The following is an 18,555-nucleotide window of genomic DNA, read 5'->3' on the forward strand; positions in this document are numbered from 1 at the left end:
ATCGTTCCTTAATGCAGTCCAAAAACGTTCAACATCGTAGAGAGCTTGACGCCGGTTTCCCGCCACTCGCCGACTGGCGAAGAGGCAGGGACAATCCCGGCGCCGGCGAACAGGCGCACCTGATTACCGTGCAATTTCGCACAACGAATCGTCACTACCCACTCGCCGTTTCCTTCGGCATCGCACCAGCCGACAATGCCGCCAAACAGTTCACGATCGAACGGTTCCAGTTCAGCAATCAGCTTTTTCGCGACCTGATGAGGGAAACCGCTTAACGCAGGCGTTGGATGCAGCAGACAGGCCAGCGTCAGCGCGTTTTCTCCGGCGTTGGCCTTGCCCTCAAACGGCGTACCGAGATGCCATAGCGTCGGCGTGGTGATCAACTGCGGAGAGGAAGGTAATTGCAGTTCCGTGCTGCGATCGCGCAGGATCTGCTTCATCGCCTGCGTCACCAGCTCATGTTCATGGCGATCTTTTTGTGAAGCCAGCAGTCGGTTTCCCGCCTCGCGATCCAGAACGTCATCGGGCTGTCGGCGTGCCGAGCCTGCTAACGGCAGCGAACTAAACCGCTCGCCCTCTTTGCGTATCAGCAATTCGGGGCTGGCGCCCAGCAGAACGCCGCCATCCGCCAGTGGCACATGGAAGTTGTAACTAACTGGATTCTGCGCAACCAGCCGCTCCAGCAATGCTCCGCTATCCACCGCTACATCAGTGGTGATATCTACCAGCCGGGAAAGCACCACTTTATCGACGTCTGGCGTGGCGGTCAGCATAGCCGCGCGTGCGACCATCGCTTCAAAAGCATCCTGCTCCGGAATCGCCTTTCGCGCCGTCACCGTCAGCGACTGATGGTCAGTAAAATAACGCGCCGTGCGCTGCTTTTGCTGGCGGGAAAAGGACTGCCACGCCATCGGGATAAATAGCGACGACGGCTGGCGGGTATCAAAGGGAATCGCCCCCACCAGGATAGGGTTGGCGATGCCCTGCGATTTGGCCTCGGCAAACTGCTGGCGCAATTTCTGCTGGAAAGGGCTATCCGGCGAATCTCCGGCAACCGCAGGCTCGGTATAACGGGCGAAGCACCCGGAAGTGGTAAAACTGCGATACGGCGACATGAAGAAAAAGCGATCGGGAGCAAGCGTTGCCATTGTCTCCTGAGCGTCCTCGGCCAGTGACATATCCATATCATCCTCCAATGATAAAGGCTTATATACACTTCATCTTTCAAGCTGCCTCTTTGTTGGCTGCGCTCAGAAACCCCGGTCACACAGTTATCTATGCCCGCTGGGATTTCTTCCCTTGCCGTTGCGATGCTTCTTGAATGATTTTGTGTATAATAATGATTATTATTTCTATTTTTAGTGCGCTAACCTAAGAGTAAAACGTCGCTCTGTCAACTCTGGTCATGAGTTAAATGGCACTAAGGCTTGCATCTCGCTGCCGCTGACATGAAAATGAGAAGCATTAACTTTATTAATAACAGGACGCTATTGTGAGACTCCCCGCCTTTTATCGTTGGCTGCTTTTAGTGGTTGGTATATCAATTTCAGGAATATCCTTAGCCCAGGACGCCGGTTGGCCCCGGCAAATCCAGGACAGCCGCGGCGTTCATACTCTGGACCACAAACCCGCGCGTATCGTCTCTACCAGCGTGACGTTGACAGGCTCGCTGCTGGCGATTGATGCGCCCGTCGTCGCCAGCGGAGCCACTACGCCGAATAACCGCTTTGCCGACGATCAAGGGTTTATGCGCCAGTGGAGCGACGTAGCAAAGGCTCGCCATGTCGCCCGGCTGTACATCGGCGAACCGAATGCCGAAACGGTCGCCGCGCAAATGCCGGATCTCATTTTGATTAGCGCCACCGGCGGCGACTCCGCGCTGGCGCTTTACGATCAGCTCTCCGCTATCGCGCCGACACTCGTCATCAATTATGACGATAAAAGCTGGCAGAGTTTGCTCACGCAACTTGGCGAGATCACCGGTCAGGAGAAACAGGCCGCCGCGCGAATAGCGGAATTTGAGGCGCAACTGACGACGGTTAAACAGCGAATCGCCCTGCCGCCGCAGCCGGTTAGCGCGCTGGTGTATACCCCTGCCGCGCATAGCGCCAATCTGTGGACGCCAGAATCAGCACAAGGCAAGCTATTGACACAGTTAGGCTTTACGCTGGCGACATTGCCCCGAGGGCTGCAAACCAGCAAAAGCCAGGGTAAGCGCCACGATATCATTCAGCTTGGCGGTGAAAATCTGGCCGCCGGGTTAAACGGTGAATCTCTTTTCCTGTTTGCCGGCGACAACAACGATGTTGCGGCCCTTTACGCCAATCCGCTGCTGGCGCACCTGCCAGCGGTGCAAAATAAGCGCGTCTATGCCCTGGGTACGGAGACGTTCCGTCTGGATTATTACAGCGCAACATTGTTGCTTAACCGGCTTGCCGCCCTGTTTTAGCCTTATCGGAGTCTTATCCGACTGACCAGACCGATTTTGTCAGTCGGATAAACGCCCCTTCATCAGCCAGCATCGCTAACCGGCGGCGTCTGGCGAAAACGGCGTAGCTCGCCCAGCACTAACAGCAGCAGCAAACCGATAATCACCAGCCCGAATCCACTCACGCTCGCGGAAGCGACCGGCGTCATCATTGCGCCAAGACCGCCTAACAGCGCCGCGCCGATAGCGTCTCCCGTGACGTTTTGCGCGGTCCACAGGCCATTCATTCGCCCCAGCATATTTTCCGGCGTCTGGGTTTGCAGCAGGGTGTATTGTAATAACGAACTGATGGCGCTAAGCCAGCCAAACAGCGCCAGACAGATAACACCTGCGATCCAGACCGGCATGATGGCGAACAGCCCCACCGCCAGAAAAGAACCGACTGTCGAAACCAGCATAATGAGCCCCGGACGAACGCTATGCGCCAGTTGTCCGCTGGTCAGCGCGCCAATGGCCGCCCCCAGCGGAATTGCCGCATACAGCAAACCGATTTGCGCCGCCGACATCTGCCAGCTCATCGCCAGCGCCGGATAGAGGACGCGTACCGCGCTTGCCATCGTCACCAGACCGCCAAGCAGCGCAATACCGCCGATAAGCGGACTGGCGAGCAAAAAACGAAATGCCGCCAGTAACGCGATAAAAGGATTTTCCCGCGGCTGCGGAGGAACAGGCAGTCGCGGCAGCGTCAGTAACGGCAATAGCGTAATAAACGTCCCGGCGGCCGCCAGCCCATAGTTCCAGGCTACGCCGCCGCTGGCAAGCAATATGCCCCCCAACATCGGGGAAATAACCGATCCCAGACGTACCGTCAGCATGGTAATCGCGCCGGCCTGCATCAGATTTTCTCTTCCGACCAGCGCTGGCGTCGCCGCCAGTAACGCGGTCATGCCCAGAGACGCGAAAAAGCCGTCCCACAGGCCAAGGAGATATATCGCCAGCAATGACGGTTCCGGCAACAGCGCGTTCACGCACAGGCCAATAAAGCCAATACCGCAAGTACCGCGCGCCAGCAGAGTCACCTTTTTGCGTTCGTAGCGATCGGCCAGCACACCGCCCACCATTAAGCCAATAAACATGGCGCCGCCGGTTAACGTTACCGACAGCCCTACCTGCCAGGTGGAGTGCGTCATCATTTGGATCTGTACCGGAACCGCCACGCCAAGCAGCCCCAGCGAGACAATAGAGATAAAACGGGCCAGAAATACTGCGCGAAATTCAGGGTGCGTCTTCAACAGGCTGAGATTGAGCAGCCAGGATTGTCGATTCATTACAACGCCTTAATGCGAGTTTTTTTAAATATCCATTCAATGGCTGCACATGCTAACATAACCAAATAAGATAGATAACGATAATTACTATCATTATCAGGGAAGTTACTATGTCATGCTCGTTTTCCGTGACGCGCGCGTTTGCCGTGCCCGGATTGTTGTTATTACTGAGTCTCGCCGCGGTTTTAAGCCTGGTCATTGGCGCGAAACCGCTGCCCGCCGCCGTCGTGCTGGAGGCGTTCACCGGCGTGTGCCAAAGCGCCGATTGCACCATCGTCCTGGATGCGCGTTTGCCGCGTACGCTGGCCGGATTACTGGCAGGCGGCGCGTTGGGCCTCGCCGGGGCGCTCATGCAAACACTTACTCGCAACCCGCTCGCCGACCCGGGGATTCTGGGCGTTAACAACGGCGCCAGCTTCGCCATTGTACTGGGCGCGGCGCTGTTTGGTTTCTCCACGCCGCTGGAGCAGCTTTTCATGGCATTTAGCGGCGCGCTTATCGCATCGCTGATTGTCGCCTTCACCGGTAGTCAGGGCGGCGGCCAGTTAAGCCCGGTCCGCCTGACACTGGCGGGCGTGGCGCTTGGCGCGGTACTGGAAGGATTGACCAGCGGCATCGCGCTGTTAAATCCAGAGGTCTATGATCAGCTTCGCTTCTGGCAGGCGGGATCGCTGGACATTCGTAGCCTGCAAACGTTGAAAGTCGCGCTCGCGCCCGTGGTTATCGCTGGGATCGTGGCGCTATTTCTGAGCCGAGCGCTGAACAGCCTGAGCCTCGGCAGCGATACCGCGACGGCGCTGGGGAGTAAAGTGGCGCGCACCCAACTTATCGGTTTACTGGCGATTACCGTCTTGTGCGGCAGCGCAACGGCGCTGGTCGGCCCTATCGCCTTTATTGGTCTGATGATGCCGCATATGGCGCGTTGGCTGGTGGGCGCAGACCACCGCTGGTCGCTGCCAGTGACGCTACTGGCCACCCCTGCTCTGCTGCTTTTTGCCGATATTATTGGTCGTCTGTTGGTGCCGGGCGAACTCCGGGTATCGGTCGTCAGTGCGTTTATCGGCGCGCCGGTACTTATCTTTCTGGTACGCCGTAAATCGAACGGAGGCGGCCTGTGATGTTTCTTTCTCGTCGGCTTATCGTAAGTTGCCTGCTTCTGGCGGCTGGCTGCTTCGCCATTGGCTTATGGAGTCTGCAAAGCGGCGCCGTGCCTCTTGAGACCGGGCAGATTATTGCCGCGCTGCTGGGCGACGCGCCGCGTAACATCACCCTTGTCGTAACCGAATGGCGACTACCGCGCGTATTAATGGCGCTGCTGATTGGCGCTGCGCTTGGCGTCAGTGGCGCGATTTTTCAGTCGTTGATGCGTAACCCGCTAGGCAGCCCTGATGTGATGGGCTTTAATACCGGCGCCTGGAGCGGCGTACTGGTCGCAATGGTCCTGTTTGGCCAGCATCTTACCGCGATCGCGCTGGCGGCAATGGCGGGCGGTATCGTCACGTCATTGATTGTCTGGCTGCTCGCCTGGCGTAACGGGATTGAAACTTTCCGGCTGATTATCATCGGTATCGGCATCCGCGCGATGTTAGTCGCCTTTAATACCTGGCTTCTGTTGCAGGCGTCGCTGGAAACGGCGCTCACCGCCGGCTTATGGAACGCCGGGTCGCTCAACGGTCTGACATGGGCAAAAACCTGGCCTTCAGCGCCGCTGATTATTGTAATGCTGACAGGCGCCGCGCTACTGGTGCGTCGTATGCGGCTGCTGGAGATGGGCGATGACAGCGCCTGCGCGCTGGGTGTTAGCGTGGAGCGGTCACGCCTGATGCTGATGCTGGTGGCGGTGTCGCTCACCGCTGCGGCAACGGCACTGGCAGGCCCCATCTCGTTTATTGCCCTTGTCGCGCCGCACATCGCCCGCCGTCTTAGCGGCACAGCGCACTGGGGATTAACCCAGTCGGCGCTGTGCGGCGCATTATTACTACTGGCCGCCGATGCGTGCGCGCAGCAACTGTTTATGCCTTATCAGCTTCCAGTGGGCGTGGTCACCGTCAGCCTCGGCGGTATTTACCTTATCGTCTTGTTAATTCAGGAGTCCCGCAAAAAATGACCGAATCCGTAGCCCGTTTGCGCGGCGACCAGTTAACGCTGGGTTATGGCAGCTATACCGTCGCAAAAAACCTTAATGTTTCGATTCCGGACGGCCATTTTACCGCCATCATCGGCCCTAACGGCTGCGGCAAGTCAACGTTGCTACGCACGCTAAGCCGTCTGATGACGCCTGTTGACGGCCATGTCTGGCTGGATGGCGAACAAATACAGCGTTACGCCAGTAAAGAGGTGGCGCGGCGCATCGGATTGCTGGCGCAAAACGCTACCACGCCGGGCGATATCACCGTACAAGAGCTGGTCGCCAGAGGGCGGTATCCGCATCAGCCGTTATTTACCCGCTGGCGTAAGGAAGATGCCGATGCCGTCGCCAGTGCCATGCGTGCAACAGGTATCACCTCACTAGCGGCGCAAAGTGTAGACACTCTGTCCGGCGGCCAACGTCAGCGGGCGTGGATAGCCATGGTGCTGGCGCAGGAAACATCCATCATGCTGCTGGATGAGCCGACAACGTGGCTGGATATTAGCCATCAAATTGATTTGCTGGAGTTGTTAAGCGATCTCAACCGCGAAAAAGGTTATACGCTCGCCGCCGTCCTGCACGACCTGAATCAGGCCTGCCGATACGCCACGCATTTGATTGCATTACGCGAAGGTAATATTGTCGCACAGGGCGCGCCGAAAGAGATTGTTACCGCAGAGCTTATCGAAAAAATCTATGGGCTGCGCTGTATGATTATCGACGATCCGGTTGCCGGTACGCCGCTGGTGGTACCGTTGGGGCGGCGATAGTCGCCCACACAGATGACAAAGCCGGATATCGCTATCCGGCTTTTCGGGTAAATCAGACTAACCGTTCATCTATCGCCAGCGCGTTTTCCATTTTACGTGAGACCATCGCGTGACGCAGTAATACGCCGCCGCAGGCCATCATACCGCCAATCAACGCCGCCAGGATAATAATGACCGCTTTACCCGGGCCATCTTTTTTCACTGGCAGAGACGGCGACAGTTGATATTTAAACGGGGTAAACTTCACGTCACTCACATTCATTGCCGCCAGTTGTTCAACATGGTATTGACGGTTACGCAAATCACCGTCGATCTCAGCCACGTCCGTTACCCCTTTCTCAATTTCCAGTTTGCGGGAAATACCATCCGCGCCGAGAGAAATAGAAAAATCCGGATCATCTTTTACCGCCTGACCATTGCTGTAAACCGGTCTCTTAATACCGGCGGCGTTGGCGATTTCCAGCGAATAATGAAGACGTTGAATATTGGCATCAAGCTGATTTTTGAGACGCACCCGATCCATCGCCAGCTTTTCCTGCTCATAGCGGGTTTTGATTTCCAGCTGGTTACGAATATTTTCCAGCGTCTCTTTCACGACGATATCGGAGATGTACTGAATATAGCCAGCCAGCACTTTTTGCGCTTCTTCCCGCGTCGGCGCGGTAAAACTCAGCGTCCACGACGTGAATAACGACGTTTCATTTTTCTTGCCGACATTACTGTCCACCGCTTTCATTTTTTCGCTCAGCAGGACAATCGCCCGGTGAAGATCCTGCTCGTCTATTTGCGCGCCTTTTAATTGATCCATGACATACGGAGAAGAACGAAGATATTCTTCCAGCAGCGAGGGCGAGCTAAACTTTTTAATAAACAGATTAAATACGCTGCCCCGATCAACGCTTACCTCCATATCCAACACGCGCAGCGCGGTCAACGTTCTCTCCAGCCCCTGCCACTGTACCGACTCCGCCGGTGTGACAATCGCCTGGCTAGTCCATTTTTGCGGCAGCAGAAAGGACAGAAGCAACCCCACGCACGCAAAGGCGAAAACGGTAGCAAGAATACGACGTTTCGCCTGCCATAACACCTCTATAAGGCTAAACAAATCGATTTCATGACTGTTGGTGGGCGGCAGTGAATAACCTACAAGTGACTGATTTTTTTCTTGTTTTACATTAAGAGATGGCATGCCGTATGACCTGAAAACTTTATCCAATGAAAGAACACATTCCTGTCAGAGATTCTAACAGCAAGTCAGAATTATCCGAAACAATCTTTACGCGCCAGTGCCCGAAAAGCTAAATATTCGGAATTAAACTTGCCTGTAGCATGTATCACTTATGTTAAAAGAATTAATAGTTGCAATAAAAAACCCATAATAATTAGTAATTATTATGGGTTTCAGGATTTAATTTGTTAAAGACAGAAACAACGCCCGTTATTTATTAATAAGTTCGCTGATGATGGGCCCGATAGTTTCAAAAGCGGAGGGAGAAATAATATCTACATGCGCGCACGGCTGGCGATAAATAGCCAACGACGCTATCCACGGCGACCAGCTCTGTTCAGGCGATACGCCTTCCGGCACCGTTTTATCCGCCACAAAGAGCGTAGCATGTCCATCAAACGGTACGCTATGCGCCGTCGTCAGCAAACGGACGGCATCCGCATAATTGCCTTCAATGGCGGTAAATAAGGCGTCGGAGGCATTTCCCTGCTGCGCGGCGACAAACGCAGCGCGTTCACGTTCAATTTCCGCCAATACGTCCGGATTGAGGCCATTCGCCTCTTTTTCCCGCCAGTTTTGCGTTTCCGGCGGCCAGGTGTCCAGTAACCCCAAAAACGCCACGGTTTCGCCGCGCGCGCACAACCGGGCGGCGATCCCTTGCGCCAGCGTCCCGCCCAGCGAATAGCCTAATAAATAATAAGGGCCATGCGGCTGCCGGGCGAGCAAAGTCGCCAGATGATGTTCACATACCTCATCAAGGGTGGTTGCGGTTTGCATAGGGCCAGCGGGGCGCGGCGACTGAATCCCCATAATCGACCACGACGGGCTGAGATAGCGTGATAATACGCTAAATTGCCAGGCGAACCCCGACGCCGGATGGAAACAAAATAACGTTGGACCATCGCTTTCACGCAGCGGCAACAGCGGCCCGAACCCCAGATTGCGCGAGCGTTCGTCATCGTCAGTATCGAGCAGCTTACTTAACTGCGCCACGTCAGACGCCACCATCACCTGCCCCGGCGTCACCTGGCGGTTAAACGTCTGGCTTAGCTGCGCGGCCAGTTTCATCGCCAGCAGCGAGTGTCCGCCCAGCGCAAAGAAATCACTTTCAACGTCGTTAATCTCACAGCCCAGCAGGCGGGAAAACGCCGCGGCGACAGCAATCTCCGTTGCGGACTGCGGCGCACGCCCTTTCACGCGCGGCGTCAGGTCCGGCAGCGGCAGGGCTTTGCGATCCAGCTTGCCATTAGCGCTAAGCGGCAAACCGGCAAGTTGCAACAACACAACCGGCACCATATGCGCGGGAAGTTTTTGGCGTAATTTTTCCTGCAGCGCCGGTAAATCCAGCGGCAAACCGGAGTGCGACACCAGATAGCCGACCAGTTGCCGGGCATCCCCGCCCGTCGCCGCCGCCTGATTAAAGACGCAGGCATGTGCTACCGCCTGTTCAACATCCGGCAGCGTTTGCATGACGCGGTCAATCTCGCCCAGTTCAATACGTTGCCCCCGAATTTTGAGCTGATCGTCGCTGCGCCCCAGGTACTCCACCGCGCCGGAATCCAGCCAGCGCGCCACATCTCCGGTACGGTACATCCGTTCGCCTGGCGCAAAAGGATCGGCGATAAAACGGCTGGCGGTAAGATCCGGACGCCCCAGATAGCCCTGCGCCAGTTGGATACCGGTAAGATAGAGATCGCCAGCCACGCCCGGCGGCACCGGCTGCATATGCGCATCGAGAATACGTAAACCGGTATTCCAGACGGGATAACCAATCGGGATGCTGTTGCCGTCAACAGCCGCCAGCTCATCGCCACAGGCCGGATACCAGCTCACATCCACCGCGGCCTCCGTTGGCCCGTACAGATTGTGTAGCGGCGCGTTGGTTAACGTCTCCCATTCGCGGCACAGCGCCGTCGGCAGGGCCTCGCCGCTACAGAAAACGCGCGTTAAGGAAGCGCAGCTTTTCCCCGCCGACGCTGGCGTGAGCGAGGCAATAAAGGCCGCCAGCATCGACGGCACAAAATGAGTGGTCGTGACGCCGTATTGCGCAAAGAACCGCTGCATCGCGAGCGGGTCGCGGTGCGCTTCCGGCTCGGCCATCACCAGTTTCGCCCCGGCGATAAACGGCCAGAAAAACTCCCATACTGAGACGTCAAAACTGCACGGCGTTTTTTGCGCTACTACATCATCCGCCGTCAACGGATAGTGAGCCTGCATCCACAGCAGCCGGTTGACTATCGCCGTTTGTCCCACCATCACCCCTTTCGGCCTGCCCGTCGAGCCAGAGGTGAAAATGATGTAAGCGGTATGATGCGGTAACGACAGCACCAGCGGAGTGGCGTCACTGACCGGTAGCGGTTGGCTATAACACAAATATTCCATCCCCGGAATATCGTGAAAGCGCGCCAGCTGCGCCTGAGTCGTAATTAATAGTTTCGGCTGCGCATCTTCCAGCATCATTCGCAGCCGATCGTCAGGATAACCGGTATCCAGCGGCAGCCAGGCGGCGCCCGCCTCGACAATGCCATGCAGCGCTAAGGTCAGGAAAACCGACCGCGGTAACGCCACCGCCACGCTATCGCCAGGCTGAACGCCGCGTTCCCGCAGCGCGTACGCCAGCGCCACAACCTGTTCGCGCATTTCACGGTAGGTAAAGTGATAATGCGCATCTGCCAACGCGGAAGCCTCTGGCGTTTTTTGCGCCTGCTGCGCCACCAAATCGCTAAGCGTGGCGGCGGGAATCGTTACCGCCGTATTATTAAGGTGTGCTAATTGCGTTTGTTCTTCCGCCAGCAGCATTTGCGCATCGCCGCAGCGCAGCGCCGGGTTATCCGCAAACTGCGTGATAAGCGCCATCAATCGTAAGGCATGGCGGGAGAGCGTGGCATCATCGTAACGCTGTGCATTCGCCAGCAATTCAATATCCAGACCGCCGTTTTCATCCGGAAAAAGCGCCAGTTCAAGATCGTTAACCGGCCCCGTCGCCAGGGTATGGGTTTGCGCCTGTATGCCAGGAAGATCCAGATGATAATCAAACACTTTTATATTGAGCACCGGGCCAAATAGCGGCGTCTCCCCTGCGGCTCGCCCGCTATCGCGTACAATCTGTTCGGCGTCGTAACGCTGGTGGCGGCGCATCTTCTTTAACTGCGCCGCAAGACGCTTCGCCAGCGTTGGCAGATCTTCCGTCGCATGAAGGTTAATCGCCAGCGGCAACACGTTAAGGACAGGCCCGGTCGCCGTTAACGCCGCCGAACCCATCCGCCGCATAAAGATAAATCCGGCGGCATAATCCATACGCCCGCATAATCGTCCCAGCCACAACGTCACCAGCGCCAGGGCAAGATCCGCTCGCGGTATCTCAGGCATGTGCGCCGCCAGTTGGCGAAACGCCCCCGCCGGCGCGTTCAATTTCATACGTAGAATATCCGCGCTCGCCGACCGCCCCGGCAACGGCGCGGCAGACATTGACGCCGGCGGCGGCAGCTCGCGGCGCTGCTGCGCCCAGAAGGCGCCGTCACGCTGCCAGGCCTCGCTCTGGCGATAGCGCTGATATTCCTCGACCACATCCGCAAAGGGGGTAAAAGGCGACTCCGGCGTAGGAGCGTCGCTCTGCCAGGCGCGATAAATCGCCGCAATCTGGCGAGTTATCGCCAGGAAGCTAAAGCCATCCACCAGCAAATGGTGATAGCGCTGATACCAATACCAGCGGGTATCATCAATGCGGATTAACTGGTGAAACGCCAGCGGCTTACCGCTATCTGCGCGCAGGTTTTGCCGTAAATCCGCCTGCATTAACGCCAGCGCCGCGTGATGCGGATCGGGATGGTCGCGTAAATCGGCAATCGGGGGCTCGCCGAAGGTGTGCTCAGGATCTATCCATTGCCAGACCTCGCCGTTCTCTTCGGTAAAACGCATCCGTAGCGTATCCGCCTGTTGCATCCCTACCGCTACCGCTTTTGCCAGCAAGGCGGCATCCAGCTCGCCATTCAGTTCCACATAGTGCGCCACGCTCCAGGCGGAGGGTAAATCAGAGAGTTTTTCCGCCATCCAGATCCCCGGCTGAGCGGCGACTAACGGTAAACGCTGCGTCATTTCGCCTCCTGCTTATCGGCATAATGCGCCGGATTCAGTGTTGTCCAGCGCGTATTAAGCCACTGCTGGCACGCGTCCTGCGATTGCGGTTCGCATACCACGTCCCAGCCTGCGGGAAGCGTGCACGCCGCTGGCCAAAGGCTGAATTGACGCTGCGCATTTTGCAGGATGTAAAACTGTCCCTGCGGATTATCGAAGGGATTACTGAATTCCATACTCAACTCCTGTCATGGACATGTGCCCGGTTAAAGCGTGTCGATAAGCGTCTGCCAAAGCAGCATCAGCCCTTGCGTTAGCCCGCCGCGCCAGCAAAGCGCATCGTGTCCGCCGTCAACCTGACGCCAGAAAATGGACTGCTGCGAAGTATTCAGTTGGGCATAAAGCGCCTGATTCGCCTGAAACACGATCTGCTCACGCACGCCGGCTTCCAGTACGATACGCAGTCCGCGCGCACATAATGCGCCGGTTTTCAGCCGGGTAATGACTTCCCCCTCCGGCGGGGTGATGCGATGAGGCCACCAGAACGATCCTGACTGGCTTAGTACACAGCCAAAACGCGTCGGCCAGTTCAGGCCGGCATACAGCGCCGACAGGCCGCCAAAGCTCTGTCCGGCGACCACCGTTCGCCCGGCATCATCGCTAAAAGGCGTCACGGCTCTGACTTGCGGCAACAGTTCCTGCTGCACTGCCAGCCAGAAGTCGGCATTGCAGGTCAACTCCTGGCTGCGGTGGTGAGTATCAATCGCGTCAATCAGCAGATAGACGGCACCGGGAAGCAGGCGTTGATGAGTCAGCGAGGCAAGCGCGGGCCAGACGGGCATATTTTCCGCCCAGAATTGACCGTCCAGCAGAATAGCCAACGGTCTTTCCTCCGGCGCCTCGTCTCCGGTCGTCAATATCCATACGCGGCGGGAGTTACCCAGACGTGCGCTATGCCACTGCATCATCAAAGGCGGCGAGTACGGCGTTTCAGGACGATCCCATCCCGGCTGAAGGGGCGCATCCGGCATTTCCAGCGCTGAAACCGCATGACCACGTCCTCCCCGCCAGCTTTGCGAATTAAGCGGGTCGGCAATCGCCTGCGGTAATAGCTGTCGCCAGCCTTCACGCAGTGCGTTCCGATCGGGCGTTTCGCCCGGCGCAAAAGCGGCAAAAACGTCATCGCGTTCGGTAGGAATAAAACAGTAGCTGCCGCGCCAGTTAGCGCTAAGCGCCGTACTCCAGCGCCAGACATCCGTTCCGGCAATACGCGCCATCGTCTGAGGCTGCGCGTTTTGATGATGATCGGTTACGCCAGTGATGTAGACCCAGACACGCCGTATCGGGGAGTGTGTTTCGTTTCCCTGCGGGTCGCGCCACCAAAAAGTGACCCGATAATTTCCGTCTTTTTCCCGTATCCATTCCGGCCCGGTTTTCGTCCTCCACCAGGCCTTACTTCCCGTTGCCAGCGCCTCTTTCATTATAACTCTGTGTTTATTATGAATTTTGTATATAAAAGGTGAAATATATTGATAATATTATTGATAACTATTTGCATTTGCAATAGCGTATTGTCGCGCTATGGGACGCGCGAACACAATTTCACCACCCGGCCAATGCCTTTGACGGGCGCTTTGGCTTATGTGGCTAAAGAAAAGCAGGATATACAATGAACAAGAAGATTCATTCCCTGACCTTACTGGTCAATTTAGGGATTTACGGGGCCGCTCTGCCCGTGATGGCGGAAGACAAAACCGATAGCGCTGCGCTCACCAATGAAGACACCATCGTGGTGACCGCTGCCCAGCAAAACCTACAGGCGCCAGGCGTATCCACCATCACCGCCGATGAGATCCGCAAAAATCCGCCCGCGCGCGACGTGTCAGAAATCATCCGCACCATGCCGGGCGTGAACCTGACCGGCAACTCCACCAGCGGTCAGCGCGGGAATAACCGCCAAATCGATATTCGCGGCATGGGGCCGGAAAACACCCTTATCCTGATGGACGGTAAACCCGTCACCAGCCGTAACTCGGTGCGCCTGGGCTGGCGCGGCGAACGCGATACCCGTGGCGATACCGCGTGGGTGCCGCCGGAGATGATCGAACGCATTGAAGTGCTGCGTGGCCCTGCCGCTGCACGCTACGGTAACGGCGCGGCGGGTGGCGTGGTCAATATCATTACCAAAAAAGGCGGTAGCGAGTGGCACGGCTCCTGGAATACCTATTTCAACGCGCCGGAACATAAAGACGAAGGCGCGACCAAACGCACTAACTTTAGCCTGAACGGCCCGCTGGGCGGGGATTTCAGCTTCCGTCTGTATGGCAACCTCGACAAAACGCAGGCGGATGCGCGTAATATTAACCAGGGGAATCAGTCTGAACGTACCGGGAGTTACGCCGACACGTTACCAGCCGGACGCGAGGGGGTCATTAACAAAGATATCAACGGCGTGGTTCGTTGGGATTTTGCTCCGCTTCAGTCTCTGGAGCTGGAGGCCGGTTACAGTCGCCAGGGCAACCTCTATGCCGGCGATACTCAGAACACCAATACGAACCAACTGGTGAAAGATAATTACGGAAAAGAGACAAACCGCCTCTATCGGCAGAACTACTCTCTGACCTGGAACGGCGGCTGGAATAATGGCGTAACCACCAGTAACTGGGTGCAATACGAACATACCCGTAACTCCCGGATGCCGGAAGGCCTGGCAGGCGGCACCGAAGGAATTTTCGATCCCAAAGCATCGCAAAAATATGCCGATGCCGATTTGAATGACGTCACCCTACACAGCGAAGTGAGCCTTCCTTTCGATCTGCTGGTAAATCAAAACCTGACGCTGGGTACCGAATGGGCCCAACAGCGTATGAAAGACGAGCTCTCCAACTCGCAAACCTTTATGGGGGGAAATATCCCGGGTTACAGCAGTACCAATCGTAGCCCCTATTCAAAAGCGGAAATTTTCTCTCTGTTTGCTGAAAACAACATGGAACTGACCGACAGCACTATGCTGACGCCGGGGCTACGTTTCGATCATCACAGTATTGTGGGGGATAACTGGAGCCCGTCGCTGAACCTGTCGCAAGGTCTGGGGGATGACTTTACTCTGAAAATGGGGATCGCCCGCGCTTATAAAGCCCCGAGTCTGTACCAGACTAACCCAAACTATATTTTGTACAGTAAAGGTCAGGGTTGCTACGCGACTGGCGCGGGTACCGGCATCGGCTGCTATATGATGGGTAACGATGATCTGAAAGCCGAAACCAGCATCAATAAAGAGATCGGTCTGGAATTTAAACGCGATGGCTGGCTGGCCGGCATCACCTGGTTCCGCAATGATTACCGCAATAAGATTGAAGCGGGTACGGTGCCGTTGCAGCGTATCAACAACGGCAAAACGGATGTTTATCAGTGGGAGAACGTGCCGAAAGCGGTCGTTGAAGGTCTGGAAGGCACGTTAAACGTACCGGTTAGCGACACCGTCAACTGGACGAATAACGTTACGTATATGCTGCAGAGTAAAAACAAAGAGACCGGCGAACGCCTGTCGATTATTCCACAGTACACGCTTAACTCAACCCTGAGCTGGCAGGTACGTCAGGACGTTTCTCTGCAATCAACCTTCACCTGGTACGGCAAACAAGAGCCGAAGAAATATGATTATCAGGGTAACCCCGTTACCGGAACAGATAAGCAAGCGGTCAGCCCATACAGTATTGTTGGCCTGAGCGCGACCTGGGACGTGACCAAAAATGTCAGCCTGACCGGTGGCGTGGATAGCCTCTTTGACAAACGTCTGTGGCGTGAAGGTAACGCGCAAACCGTCAGGGATACTCAAACTGGCGCTTATATGGCGGGCGCTGGCGCGTACACCTATAACGAACCAGGACGTACGTGGTATATGAGCATTAATACCCATTTCTGATGGCAACCTTCCCTCCCTCATTCGGGGAGGGAATTGGCAAAAACGATGCTGACATCTCATTTTCCCCTTCCCTTTGCCGGACACAGGCTGCATATCGTCGACTTTGATGCGAGCAGCTTTCGCGAACACGACCTGCTATGGCTACCTCATCACGATCGGCTCCGGTCTGCCGGACGCAAGCGTAAAGCTGAACATCTGGCAGGCCGCATTGCCGCCGTTCATGCGCTACGCGAGGTGGGCGTCAGGACAGTGCCCGGTATGGGCGACAAGCGACAGCCGCTATGGCCGGACGGCCTATTTGGCAGCATCAGCCACTGTGCGACAACGGCGCTGGCCGTCATATCCCAACAGCGTATCGGCATTGATATAGAAAAAATCATGAGTCAACACACGGCGACAGAGCTGGCGCCGTCCATTATTGATAGCGATGAGCGCCAAATTCTCCAGGCGAGCTCGCTCCCTTTTCCGCTTGCCCTGACGCTGGCTTTCTCCGCCAAAGAGAGCGTTTATAAAGCCTTTTCAGACCGCGTCACGCTCCCGGGATTCGATAGCGCAAAAGTTACCTCGCTTACCGCCACGCACATCTCGTTACATCTGCTGCCAGCCTTTGCCGCCATGATGGCTGAACGTACCGTCCGTACAGAATGGTTTCAACGTAGCAATAGCGTTATTACTCTTGTTTCTGCAATAACGCGCTTTCCCCACGACAGGAGCGCTCCCGCTTCTATACTTAGCGCAATCCCCCGATAAATGAGATCGCTATGGCGCTGAATGATTTTCACGTTTCTGAACCTTAATACGCTTGGTATTGAGCTGGAGATGCAGGTGATCAATCCACCTAGCTACGATTTAAGTCAGGACTCTTCTACGCTGATCGACGCCGTTAAGCCCCAACTTACTGCGGGAGAAATTAAGCACGATATCACCGAAAGTATGCTGGAGATGGCCACGGGCGTCTGCCGCGATATTGACCAGGCGGCGGCCCAACTTTCTGCCATGCAGCACGTTATTTTACAGGCGGCGTCGGAACACCATCTCGGCATTTGCGGCGGCGGTACGCACCCTTTTCAAAAATGGCAGCGTCAGGAGGTCTGTGATAATGAGCGCTATCAACGCACGCTGGAAAATTTCGGCTACTTAATTCAACAGGCGACGGTTTTCGGCCAGCATGTCCACGTCGGCTGCGCGAATGGCGACGATGCGATTTATCTTTTACACGGGCTGTCGCATTTTGTGCCGCACTTTATTGCGCTCTCCGCCGCGTCTCCCTATATGCAAGGATCTGACACCCGTTTTGCCTGCGCGCGCCTGAATATTTTTTCCGCTTTTCCCGATAACGGTCCCATGCCGTGGGTCAGTAACTGGCAAGAGTTTGCCGGACTATTTCGCCGTCTGTCTTACACCACGATGATCGACAGCATCAAAGATTTGCACTGGGATATCCGCCCCAACCCGGCCTTTGGCACGGTAGAAGTTCGGGTGATGGATACGCCGCTCACCCTTGATCGTGCCATCAATATGGCAGGGTTGATTCAGGCGACCGCGCACTGGCTGCTGACCGAGCGTCCCTTTAAACCGCAGGAACAAGACTATCTGTTATATAAATTCAACCGTTTTCAGGCTTGCCGCTATGGTCTGGAGGGCGTGATAACCGATGCCTATACCGGCGACCGCCGTCGCCTGGCAGATGATACGCTGCGTCTGCTGGACAACGTTACCCCCTCTGCGCGCAAGCTGGGCGCCGACAGCGCCATTGACGCGCTACGTCTGCAGGTGAAAAAAGGCGGTAACGAAGCGCAATATATGCGGGAGTTTATTGCCGACGGCGGATCGCTGATAGGTCTGGTACAAAAACATTGTGAAATCTGGGCGGGACAATAGACAGCATATTTGCCTTACCAGGCGATATCCCGGACAATGGCGTTTTAACTTACGTTTAACAAAGCCATGAAACACCCGCTTGAATCATTGATGACCGCTGCCGGTATTTTGCTGATGGCGTTGCTCTCCAGCCTGCTGCTGCCCGCCCCTTCGCTCGGCCTTGCGCTGGCGCAAAAACTGGTCGGGATCTTTCATCTTATGGATCTCAACCAGCTTTATACTTTGTTGTTTTGTTTATGGTTTCTGTTGCTCGGCGCGCTGGAATATTATGTCATTCGCTTTATCTGGCGGCGCTGGTTTTCGCTGGCCGATTAAACATTTCAATGCGTACGACCATGCTTTTCTTTACGATAAGCGCCTGGCGGCAGGTTGAACGTGCGGGTAAAAATGCGCGTAAAGGTTTGCTGCGAATCAAAACCATACTTGAGACAAATATCATACACCTTCTGGTCGGTGTCGCGCAGGTCGCGCGCCGCCAGTTTTAGCTTCCGTTCACGCACGTAGCGCCCCAGACTCTCCCCTTTGTACTGCATAAAAAGGCGCTGCAGGTGCCACTTGGAATACCCCGCATGACGGGCAATATCATCAATACGTAACGGCTGATTCAAATTATCATCAATCCACTCGACAATCGTGTCGATAACCTGAGCGGAAATGGTCATCGTGCTCTCCCCTCTATCAAACTCGTCAGCGGCTCCCGCACCGCACATTTACGGCAACAGCAATAAGCATAGTAATAACCACACAAATTGTGAGATAGCTTATCGCATGGCCTGCAATAGGCTTTTCTACC

Annotated in this window: 14 protein-coding genes and 1 pseudogene; 8 read left to right on the forward strand and 7 right to left on the reverse strand. The window is 55.9% G+C overall.

Translation table 11 applies throughout. The features are described 5' to 3' along the window. Nucleotides 1-8: 8 nt before the first annotated feature. Nucleotides 9-1,184, reverse strand: coding sequence for an isochorismate synthase EntC (gene entC / locus ACQ29O_RS15760; RefSeq protein ID WP_000367603.1), 1,176 nt, complete (start codon nt 1,182-1,184; stop codon nt 9-11). 308 nt (nt 1,185-1,492) lie between these two features. Between entC and fepB the strand changes: the two genes are divergently transcribed. Further along, on the forward strand, nt 1,493-2,449 hold the full coding sequence (fepB, locus tag ACQ29O_RS15765) for a Fe2+-enterobactin ABC transporter substrate-binding protein (RefSeq protein ID WP_001238987.1): 957 nt from the start codon (nt 1,493-1,495) through the stop codon (nt 2,447-2,449). A gap of 62 nt (nt 2,450-2,511) precedes the next feature. Here the strand turns inward: fepB and entS are convergent, their stop codons facing one another. Then, entirely contained in the window at nt 2,512-3,756 is a 1,245-nt protein-coding gene (gene entS / locus ACQ29O_RS15770; protein WP_253336118.1) for an enterobactin transporter EntS, read from the reverse strand. 110 nt (nt 3,757-3,866) lie between these two features. Between entS and fepD the strand changes: the two genes are divergently transcribed. Genes fepD through fepC form a run of 3 tightly spaced genes read left to right on the forward strand, consistent with a single transcriptional unit; the run spans nt 3,867 to nt 6,654 of the window. Next, complete coding sequence (gene fepD / locus ACQ29O_RS15775) at nt 3,867-4,874, forward strand: Fe(3+)-siderophore ABC transporter permease (RefSeq protein ID WP_001277879.1); 1,008 nt, start codon at nt 3,867-3,869, stop codon at nt 4,872-4,874. Then, on the forward strand, nt 4,874-5,863 hold the full coding sequence (gene fepG / locus ACQ29O_RS15780; protein ID WP_000480062.1) for an iron-enterobactin ABC transporter permease: 990 nt from the start codon (nt 4,874-4,876) through the stop codon (nt 5,861-5,863). The genes fepD and fepG overlap by 1 nt, the downstream gene beginning before the upstream one ends. After that, nucleotides 5,860-6,654: an iron-enterobactin ABC transporter ATP-binding protein gene (fepC, locus tag ACQ29O_RS15785; RefSeq protein WP_000140620.1), complete on the forward strand. Its 795-nt coding sequence runs from the start codon at nt 5,860-5,862 to the stop codon at nt 6,652-6,654. The genes fepG and fepC overlap by 4 nt, the downstream gene beginning before the upstream one ends. 52 nt (nt 6,655-6,706) lie before the next feature. Here the strand turns inward: fepC and wzz(fepE) are convergent, their stop codons facing one another. From wzz(fepE) to fes, 4 genes are all read right to left on the reverse strand, one after another. After that, nucleotides 6,707-7,843, reverse strand: a complete 1,137-nt coding sequence (wzz(fepE), locus tag ACQ29O_RS15790) for an LPS O-antigen length regulator Wzz(fepE) (RefSeq protein ID WP_001746658.1) — start codon at nt 7,841-7,843, stop codon at nt 6,707-6,709. Between the two features lie 249 nt (nt 7,844-8,092). Further along, nucleotides 8,093-11,977 carry an enterobactin non-ribosomal peptide synthetase EntF gene (gene entF / locus ACQ29O_RS15795; protein WP_000194131.1) on the reverse strand — a complete coding sequence of 1,295 codons (3,885 nt, stop codon included), beginning with the start codon at nt 11,975-11,977 and terminating at the stop codon, nt 8,093-8,095. Then, the gene (locus ACQ29O_RS15800; RefSeq protein WP_000396012.1) at nt 11,974-12,192 is read right to left on the reverse strand and encodes an MbtH family protein; all 219 of its coding nucleotides are present in this window, start codon (nt 12,190-12,192) and stop codon (nt 11,974-11,976) included. The genes entF and ACQ29O_RS15800 overlap by 4 nt, the downstream gene beginning before the upstream one ends. A gap of 30 nt (nt 12,193-12,222) precedes the next feature. Beyond that, a complete protein-coding gene (gene fes / locus ACQ29O_RS15805) occupies nt 12,223-13,437 on the reverse strand; it encodes an enterochelin esterase (RefSeq protein ID WP_000656611.1) in 1,215 nt (404 codons plus the stop codon). Nucleotides 13,438-13,625: 188 nt separating this feature from the next. On the opposite strand from fes, the gene ACQ29O_RS15810 reads away from it, so the two are divergent. From ACQ29O_RS15810 to ACQ29O_RS15825, 4 genes and pseudogenes are all read left to right on the forward strand, one after another. After that, complete coding sequence (locus ACQ29O_RS15810; protein WP_045161179.1) at nt 13,626-15,881, forward strand: TonB-dependent siderophore receptor; 2,256 nt, start codon at nt 13,626-13,628, stop codon at nt 15,879-15,881. A 45-nt stretch (nt 15,882-15,926) separates the two neighbouring features. After that, nucleotides 15,927-16,631, forward strand: a complete 705-nt coding sequence (entD, locus tag ACQ29O_RS15815) for an enterobactin synthase subunit EntD (protein WP_000958063.1) — start codon at nt 15,927-15,929, stop codon at nt 16,629-16,631. Between the two features lie 11 nt (nt 16,632-16,642). Then, nucleotides 16,643-17,762 (forward strand): annotated as a pseudogene (locus ACQ29O_RS15820) (YbdK family carboxylate-amine ligase). A 66-nt stretch (nt 17,763-17,828) separates the two neighbouring features. Next, on the forward strand, nt 17,829-18,077 hold the full coding sequence (locus ACQ29O_RS15825) for a DUF1158 family protein (protein ID WP_000682497.1): 249 nt from the start codon (nt 17,829-17,831) through the stop codon (nt 18,075-18,077). A 5-nt stretch (nt 18,078-18,082) separates the two neighbouring features. Here ACQ29O_RS15825 and ACQ29O_RS15830 read toward each other — a convergent pair whose 3' ends face one another. Beyond that, nucleotides 18,083-18,424, reverse strand: a complete 342-nt coding sequence (locus tag ACQ29O_RS15830) for a RamA family antibiotic efflux transcriptional regulator (protein ID WP_000155633.1) — start codon at nt 18,422-18,424, stop codon at nt 18,083-18,085. Between the last annotated feature and the right edge of the window lie 131 nt (nt 18,425-18,555).

Origin of the sequence: Salmonella sp. GDC200615 (assembly GCF_050574145.1) — a bacterium.
In the GTDB taxonomy this organism is placed as follows: domain Bacteria; phylum Pseudomonadota; class Gammaproteobacteria; order Enterobacterales; family Enterobacteriaceae; genus Salmonella; species Salmonella enterica.